Genomic DNA, 8298 nt, shown 5'->3' on the forward strand with positions numbered 1-8298 from the left:
TCGCCCCTTACGCTGCGAGCGGCGGATGCTCGACGGCCACCTCGTCGTAGATGGCCACCGCCTCGAAGCGGTAATTGCAGGCGTGGCAGGTCCAGAGATAGCGGACGCACCCCTCGCCCGGCTCGATCCAGTCGGGCTGCGGGATCGGCGCGCCGCATTGGGCACAGGGATTCTGCCTAGGGATGTCGCTGAGGATTGCTTTTGTCATGGCACCTCTCCCGATTTGCGGCGTCTTCCTACTCGCTTTCGCGCGCCCGCGCGAATAGACAGCTTTGCTGCCGCGAGCGGACCGCGCCCTGAGGGAACCGATACGCCGGCATTGCGTCGTAACAACGGCTCGGCGCCGCAAAATCGCAAGCGGCGGCGTTTGGTCACATCATCGCCGCGTTCGGAAGGCCTAACGGCAGCCGGGCGCAGGTCATTTAAGGGGCCTCAGGGATATCTGATGAAAATTTTACGCATTGCCGCGCTGCTCGCGGCCGGACTGACATTGCCGCAGGCCGCGTTCGCCGGCGAAGCCGAATATGCCGAGATGGTCGCGGCCCATGCCCGCGCCAACGGCGTGCCGGAAGCGCTGGTGCATCGCGTGATCATGCGCGAGAGCCGCTATCAGCCGCACCTCGTCGGCCGCGGTGGCACCATCGGCCTGATGCAGATCAAGCTCGCGACCGCCCGCGGGGTTGGTTACACCGGCGATGCCGCGGGCCTGCGCGATCCCAACACCAACCTCACCTATGCCGTGAAATACCTCGCCGGCGCCTATCGCGCCGCCAACGGCGACCACGCCCGCGCCGTGCGTTATTTCGCCGGCGGCTATTACTACGCCGCCAAGCGCCAGCGGCAGGAGGCCGTGCAGGTCGCCAGCATGGGCGACACCAATATGGGCAATATGGGCCACCCCTGGCTCGAACCGAACGGCAATCCGCAGCCGATGTTCGGCAACGTGCCGCATCGGAAGCTCGCCCAGCGCCTCCGCAACGCGCGGGCGCAGGCGATGAAGTGACTGTCGTGTCCCGGACAAGCGGCAGCGTGCAACGCTGCTGCGCAGAGCCGGGACCCAGCGTCCCACATAAGAGCGTCCCACATAAGCATGGGCCCCGGCTCTGCGACGCATCACGCCGCGCTGGACGATGCTTCGCATCGCCAGGGGCGCGCTGCATCGCGTCCGGGGCACAGCTGCGGTTCCCACCTAACGCGTTGACCACCCCGCCCCGCTGTCCTACATTAGAGCCGTTCCGAGGGGTGCTCCGAGGAGGAGCTGAGATACCGCTAAATGGGCAATACCGCCCAGGACCGCGGTGACCCTTTGAACCTGATCCGGGTCATGCCGGCGAAGGGACAGGGATGTTGCAGAACACCAAGCGACCGGATTCACCGGTATCCATCATCGGCGCAGGCATTGCCGGAGCCTGGCAAGCCCTGTTGTTTGCGCAGGCCGGCCATGCCGTGACCTTGCACGAGCGCGGTGACGAGGCGATGACGGACGCCACCAGCCATTGGGCCGGCGGCATGCTCGCGCCCTATTGCGAGGCCGAGGTCGCCGAACCCATCATCAGCCGCCTGGGGCTGCGCTCGCTCGACATCTGGCGGCGCGAGCTGCCCGACACGCCGTTCAACGGCTCGCTCGTCGTCGCCCATCCGCGCGAACGCAACGATTTCGAGCGCTTTGCCCGCATGACCGAGGACCACCGCCGGCTCGACGCCGCCGGCCTCGCCGAGCTCGAGCCGTCGCTGGAGGGCCGCTTCCGCGACGCGCTGTTCTTCCCGGCCGAGGGCCATGTCGAGCCGCGCCGCGTGCTGCCGCAGCTGCACGAGCGCATCCGCGCCGCCGGCGGCACCATCAAGTTCGAAAGCGACGTCACCGCGAATGATCTCGACGGCATCGTGATCGACTGCCGCGGCCTCGGCGCGCGCGACGAGCAGAGCGAGCTTCGCGGCGTCAAGGGCGAGATGATCCTGATCGAGACGAGCGAGGTGCAGCTTGCCCGCCCGGTGCGGCTGATGCATCCGCGCTGGCCGCTCTACGTGATCCCCCGCGAGGACAATCTGTTCATGCTGGGCGCGACCTCGATCGAGGCCGAGGACACCGGCGTCAGCGTCCGCTCCGCGCTGGAGCTCTTGGGCGCGGCCTATGCCGTGCACCCGGCCTTCGGCGAAGCCCGCATCGTCGAGTTCGGCTCGGGGCTTCGCCCCGCCTATCCCGACAATCTGCCGCGCATCGACATTCGCGGCCGCAGGATCACCGTCAACGGCCTCTATCGCCACGGCTTCCTGATCGCCCCCGCGCTCGCCGAGCTGACGCTCGCCTATGTCGAGCGCGGCCAGATCGACAACGAGGTGATGCAATGCTTGTGATCGTCAACGGCGAGCAGCGCGAGGTGAATTCCGCAAGCGTCGACGCGCTGCTCTCCGAGCTCGATTACGAGGGTAGCCATTTCGCGATCGCGCTGAACTACGACGTCGTGCCGAAGAGCCGCTGGGCCGAGACGAGCCTGAAGGCCGGCGACGAGATCGAGATCATCACGCCGCGGCAGGGAGGGTGAGGATGATGAGGGCACTCTATTTGTCGCCGCGACGCCCGCCAAACACTCCGCTGTCATCGCCCGGCTTGACCGGGCGATCCAGTACGCCGCGGCTTCACGGTTCTAGCCACCCTGCCGCGGCGTACCGGATCCCCGCTTTCGCGGGGATGACACCGCAATCAAAGGAGACACCTCGCACATGGTGACCTTCTACGGCAAAACCTTCGCCTCGCGCCTGCTGATCGGCAGCGCGCTCTATCCCTCGCCGGCGATCATGCAGTCGGCGATCCGCGCCTCCGGCTCGAACATCGTCACCGTGTCGCTGCGGCGCGAATCCGCCGGCGGCAAGACCGGGGACGCGTTCTGGAAGCTGATCCGCGAGCTCGACGTCACCGTGCTGCCGAACACCGCCGGCTGCCGCAGCGTGCGCGAGGCCGTGACCACGGCCAAGCTCGCGCGCGAATTGTTCGCGACGTCCTGGATCAAGCTGGAAGTGATCGCCGACAACGACACGCTGCAGCCGGACGTGGTCGGCCTGGTCGAGGCCGCGACCATCCTGGTCAAGGACGGCTTTGAAGTGTTCCCCTATTGCACCGAGGATCTTTCTGTTGCCAACCGCCTGGTCGATGTCGGCTGTAAGGTCGTGATGCCGTGGGCAGCGCCGATCGGCAGCGCGAAGGGCATCACCAACCGCGATGCGCTGAAGCTGCTGCGCGACCGGCTGCCTGACATTACGCTGGTGGTCGACGCTGGTCTCGGCGCGCCCAGCCACGCGGCGCAGGCGCTGGAGCTCGGCTTTGATGCCGTGCTGCTCAACACCGCCATCGCCAAAGCCGCCGACCCGGTCGCGATGGCCAAGGCTTTCCGCCTCGGCTGTGATGCCGGCCGCATAGCCTTCGAGGCCGGGCTGATGAACGCCCGCGACTTCGCCTCCCCTTCCACCCCTGTCGTTGGGACCCCGTTCTGGCATGCCGTATCCTGATCGTTTCTATCCAGTCGTCGACAGCCTCGGCTGGGTCGAGCGCCTGACCAAGCTCGGCGTCGGCACCATCCAGCTGCGCGCGAAAGAGCTCGACGACGGGCAGGCCTTGCAGATGGTCACCGATGCACTCGCGATCACTGAGGGCACGCAAGCCAAGCTGGTCGTGAACGATTATTGGCGCGCCGCGATCGTCGCCGGCGCCAAATATCTGCATCTCGGCCAGGAGGACCTCGCCGCCGCCGATCTCAAGGCGATCCGCGAAGCGGGCCTGTCACTCGGCATCTCCACCCATGACGATGCCGAGCTCGAGACCGCGCTCGCAGCAAAGCCGGATTACGTCGCACTCGGCCCGATCTTCTTCACCACGCTCAAATCGATGCGCTTCGAGCCGCAGGGCATTCCGAAGATCACCGAATGGAAGCAGCGCATCGGCACCATCCCGCTGGTCGCCATCGGCGGCATCAAGTTCGAGCACGCCGCGGAGATTTTTGCGGCGGGCGCGGATTCGATCGCTGTTGTCAGCGACGTCACGCAGAACGCCGATCCGGATGCGCGCGTGCGGCAATGGCTCGGCCTGTCCACGGAGGCTGCGTGATGCATGTCCCGTTCCCACCCCACATTCCACTGTCATCGCCCAGCTTGACCGGGCGATCCAGTACGCCGCGGCTTCTCGGCTCTAGCCGCACCGCCTCTGGAATACTGGATCCCCGCTTTCGCGTGGATGACAGCGGTATTTGCCTCTCTCGCGCAGCGACATGAACGAATTAAAACGGAGGATCCCATGAACATCCGCTCCAACCCCGACAAGACCATCCCCGCCGTCACCACCGGTCCCCTTCCCTCCTCGCGCAAGATCTTCGCGTCCCCCGATGCCGCGCCCGATCTGCGCGTGCCGCTGCGCGAGATCATCCTGTCCGAAGGCGCCGGCGAGCCGAACCTGCCGGTCTACGACACCTCGGGGCCCTACACCGACCCCAGCGTCACCATCGACGTCAATGCCGGCTTGGCGCGCAACCGCAAGCAATGGGTGCTGGAGCGCGGCGGCGTCGAGGAATATGAGGGCCGGCAGATCAAGCCGGAAGACAATGGCAGCGTCTCCACCGACAAGGCCGCGCGCGCCTTCTCGGCCTATCACAAGCCGCTGCGCGGCCTCGACGGCCACAAGATCACCCAGCTCGAATTCGCCCGCGCCGGCATCATCACCAAGGAGATGATCTACGTCGCCGCGCGCGAGAACCTCGGCCGCAAGCAACAGCTCGAGCGCGCCGAAGCCGCCCTCGCCGACGGCGAGAGCTTCGGCGCCTCCGTGCCCGCTTTCATCACCCCGGAGTTCGTCCGCGACGAGATCGCGCGCGGCCGCGCCATCATCCCCTCCAACATCAACCACAGCGAACTCGAGCCGATGATCATCGGCCGCAACTTCCTCACCAAGATCAACGCCAATATCGGCAACTCGGCGGTGACGTCTTCCGTCGAGGAAGAGGTCGAGAAGATGGTGTGGGCGATCCGCTGGGGCGCCGACACCGTGATGGACCTTTCGACGGGCCGCAACATCCACACCACCCGCGAATGGATCTTGCGCAACTCGCCGGTGCCGATCGGCACCGTGCCGATCTACCAGGCGCTGGAGAAGTGCAACGGCGATCCGGTGCAGCTCACCTGGGAGCTCTACAAGGACACGCTGATCGAGCAGTGCGAGCAGGGCGTCGACTATTTCACCATCCACGCCGGCGTGCGCCTGCAATACATCCACCTCACCGCCAACCGCGTCACCGGCATCGTCAGCCGCGGCGGCTCGATCATGGCGAAGTGGTGCCTGGCGCATCACAAGGAGAGCTTCCTCTACACCCACTTCGACGAGATCTGCGACCTCATGCGCAAGTATGACGTCTCGTTCTCGCTGGGCGACGGCCTGCGTCCCGGCTCGATCGCGGACGCCAACGACCGCGCGCAGTTCGCGGAGCTGGAGACGCTCGGCGAGCTCACCAAGATCGCGTGGGACAAGGGCTGCCAGGTCATGATCGAAGGCCCCGGCCACGTGCCGATGCACAAGATCAAGATCAACATGGACAAGCAGCTCAAGGAGTGCGGCGAGGCGCCGTTCTATACACTTGGACCGCTGACCACCGACATCGCGCCGGGCTACGACCACATCACGTCAGGCATCGGCGCCGCCATGATCGGCTGGTTCGGCTGCGCCATGCTCTGCTACGTCACGCCGAAGGAGCATCTCGGCCTGCCCGACCGCAACGACGTCAAGACCGGCGTCATCACCTACAAGATCGCCGCCCACGCCAGCGATCTCGCCAAGGGCCACCCCGCCGCGCAACTGCGCGACGACGCCCTCTCCCGCGCCCGCTTCGACTTCCGCTGGAGCGACCAGTTCAACCTAGGCCTCGACCCCGACACCGCGAAGAACTTCCACGACGAGACCCTGCCGAAGGAAGCCCACAAGGTCGCCCATTTCTGCTCGATGTGCGGCCCAAAATTCTGCTCGATGAAGATCACGCAGGACGTGCGCGACTACGCGGCGACGCTGAACGATCCGAACAGCGTCGGCATGTCGCTGGCCGGCACCGCCGAGGACGGCATGGCCAGGATGAGCGCGAAGTTCAAGGAGATGGGGAGCAGTGTGTATCTGGATGCGGAGAAGGTGAAGGAGAGCAATCGGGTGTTGTGAGGGGTCCTCTCCGCGTATCACAAGACCGAGAAAGGCCAAGGCCGGGCGAGAGCCCGGCTTTTTCTTCGAGCAAACGCAGCGGAGGGCTGAGCGCGGGTTCGCGAGTCGCTGGCGATCATTCTGCTACCGGCCCCTGCCGATGCGGCTGAGACAAGTTTCCTGTATGCTCGCTGGTCACGAGCTTGCCGAGAGTGGATTTATCGATGTCCCAGGGACCCATGAACGATTTGGAACTGCGCGCATACGGCAAGATCGCACAGGCACTCGCAAAGATTGCCTTCTCAATTGCAGAGGGGGAGTCGGCTACGTTTGCAGCATCGTTGGCTTCCCATTTCCCCGATGCGCCGCGACCAATCTTCAGACAATCTGTCTTTAAGTATCTCGGGCGTGACCTATGGCGGCTCCGCATTCTCCGGCCACTTGACGATACCGGGAAGGGTTATGCCTATCACTTTGCATTCGAGTGCGACGTGAAGGAGGCCGACCATGTCGCCCAGCAAACCTGGGAGCATGGTCCAAGCCTGCCGGAATTGCTCGAGACGTTCATCTTTCATTTTGAAAACTACGGCAAGGAATATCACGACTTTTCGAGCGAGATCGGCGATCCATTCGGACGCAATGGCCGACTGACGCCCGTTCTGGATGCTCTAGCTTCGATCAGCTACGTCGACAAGACGGCCGAAGGTTATTGCTGGACGAACGTCGAACCTGTCGTACGCGTAGTGGACAGATTGAGAAGCCACTATCCAACTCTGTTTCCTTCGCACGAAGACGACAGTTCGTAGTAAGCGGAGCGTCGATGAATGCAGCGACATCCTGGGCTCTGCCGTCCCACCTATCGCCGCTCATGCGAGCTACACGTGGTTCATCGACTTGCCCGAAGCCTCTTCTCACCGCCTCCCCGACCAACTCCGCCCCAACCTCCGCCTCGTCTTCGTCGGCACCGCCGCCTCGACGCGCTCGGCGGAGCTCGGGCACTATTACGCCCATCCCGGCAACCGCTTCTGGCGCGCGATCCACGAGGTCGGGATCACGCCGCGGCGCTATCAGCCAAGCGAGTTCGCCGCGCTGATCGAGCTCGGGATCGGCTTCACCGATCTCTCCAAGACGGGCGCCGGGATGGATCACCAGATCTCGGCGGAGACGATCGACGTATCAGGCTTCAGGGCCAAGATGGAGACGTATCGGCCGCGGACGATTGCGTTCACGAGCAAGAAGGCGGCGAGCTTGTTTTACGGCAGGCCGTCGAGCGGGATTACGCTCGGGCGGCAGAAGCGCGATGCAAGCTGGCCGGAGATTTTTGTGCTGCCGTCGCCATCAGGCGCAGCCTCCGGGCATTGGACACTGGAGCCATGGCGGGAGCTTGCGGTGTGGATCGCTGCGTAGGTTCGGCGAACAATAGCGCGTCACATTCCGCTGTCGTCCCCGCGAACGCGGGGACCCATAACCCCAGGGAGTAGTTTGGCGGAGACTCGGCGTTTCGGTACTGAGACTAAACGCACAGATAGATCACGCGGTATGGGTCCCGGCGTTCGCCGGGACGACACCGTTGGTTTGGCGGCACGCTTGGAAGAGACGAACGTTGTCGGAATCCACCCTCGTCGTTCGTCCTCTGCAGACGAAGCACCATGCCCCCGGAGTCCCCAATGCCCACCATCACCGCCTTCGAAACCTCGCCCGACCGCGGCCGGGGACAGGCGCGCGACATGCGCGTGCGCTGGGCACTGGAAGAGGTCGGCCAACCTTACGACGTTCGCCTCCTCTCCTTCGCGGCGATGAAGGCGCCCGCGCATCGCGCGCTGCATCCGTTCGGGCAGATCCCGACCTATGAGGACGGCGATCTCACCCTGTTCGAGTCCGGGGCGATCGTGCTGCATATTGCCGAGCGCCACGATGGTTTGCTGCCGAAGGACGCCAACGCGAGGAGCCGCGCGATCGCGTGGATGTTCGCCGCGCTCAGCACAATGGAGCCGCCGATCGTCGAGCTCACCATGGCCATGCTGTTCGAGCGCGACAAGAGCTGGTATGCGGAGCGGCTCCCCATGCTGCAGGATCGCGTCAGTATAAGGCTCGGCGAATTGTCCCGCCACATCAGCGATGCCGACTGGCTCGCC

10 protein-coding genes and 1 riboswitch are annotated in these 8298 nt (G+C 64.9%); of the genes, 9 read left to right on the top strand and 1 reads right to left on the bottom strand.

The genetic code is table 11. From position 1 onward, the window contains the following. Positions 1 to 7 precede the first annotated feature (7 nt). Positions 8 to 208, bottom strand: a complete 201-nt coding sequence (locus tag UNPA324_RS10455; protein WP_128917325.1) for a hypothetical protein — start codon at positions 206 to 208, stop codon at positions 8 to 10. Positions 209 to 445: 237 nt separating this feature from the next. On the opposite strand from UNPA324_RS10455, the gene UNPA324_RS10460 reads away from it, so the two are divergent. The 9 genes from UNPA324_RS10460 to UNPA324_RS10500 form a co-directional block, all read left to right on the top strand. Continuing rightward, positions 446 to 1003, top strand: coding sequence for a lytic transglycosylase domain-containing protein (locus UNPA324_RS10460; protein ID WP_141934626.1), 558 nt, complete (start codon positions 446 to 448; stop codon positions 1001 to 1003). 225 nt (positions 1004 to 1228) lie between these two features. Then, positions 1229 to 1357: riboswitch (TPP riboswitch) on the top strand. Then, the gene (locus UNPA324_RS10465) at positions 1345 to 2355 is read left to right on the top strand and encodes an FAD-dependent oxidoreductase (RefSeq protein ID WP_141934627.1); all 1011 of its coding nucleotides are present in this window, start codon (positions 1345 to 1347) and stop codon (positions 2353 to 2355) included. (Overlaps the previous riboswitch by 13 nt.) Further along, positions 2346 to 2543: a sulfur carrier protein ThiS gene (gene thiS, locus UNPA324_RS10470; RefSeq protein ID WP_128917328.1), complete on the top strand. Its 198-nt coding sequence runs from the start codon at positions 2346 to 2348 to the stop codon at positions 2541 to 2543. The genes UNPA324_RS10465 and thiS overlap by 10 nt, the downstream gene beginning before the upstream one ends. Before the next feature lie 178 nt (positions 2544 to 2721). Further along, positions 2722 to 3504 carry a thiazole synthase gene (locus tag UNPA324_RS10475; RefSeq protein ID WP_141934628.1) on the top strand — a complete coding sequence of 261 codons (783 nt, stop codon included), beginning with the start codon at positions 2722 to 2724 and terminating at the stop codon, positions 3502 to 3504. Continuing rightward, entirely contained in the window at positions 3491 to 4099 is a 609-nt protein-coding gene (locus tag UNPA324_RS10480; protein WP_141934629.1) for a thiamine phosphate synthase, read from the top strand. The genes UNPA324_RS10475 and UNPA324_RS10480 overlap by 14 nt, the downstream gene beginning before the upstream one ends. A gap of 186 nt (positions 4100 to 4285) precedes the next feature. Continuing rightward, positions 4286 to 6184, top strand: a complete 1899-nt coding sequence (gene thiC, locus UNPA324_RS10485) for a phosphomethylpyrimidine synthase ThiC (protein WP_141934630.1) — start codon at positions 4286 to 4288, stop codon at positions 6182 to 6184. Positions 6185 to 6402: 218 nt separating this feature from the next. Next, positions 6403 to 6969, top strand: coding sequence for a hypothetical protein (locus UNPA324_RS10490; protein WP_210246761.1), 567 nt, complete (start codon positions 6403 to 6405; stop codon positions 6967 to 6969). A gap of 88 nt (positions 6970 to 7057) precedes the next feature. Next, positions 7058 to 7570, top strand: coding sequence for a mismatch-specific DNA-glycosylase (locus UNPA324_RS10495; RefSeq protein ID WP_181769351.1), 513 nt, complete (start codon positions 7058 to 7060; stop codon positions 7568 to 7570). Positions 7571 to 7830: 260 nt separating this feature from the next. Then, a partial coding sequence (locus tag UNPA324_RS10500; protein ID WP_181769655.1) for a glutathione S-transferase family protein occupies positions 7831 to 8298 on the top strand: 468 nt, incomplete at its 3' end.

This window comes from Bradyrhizobium sp. UNPA324 (assembly GCF_006658635.1).
Classification (GTDB): Bacteria; Pseudomonadota; Alphaproteobacteria; order Rhizobiales; family Xanthobacteraceae; genus Bradyrhizobium; species Bradyrhizobium nanningense.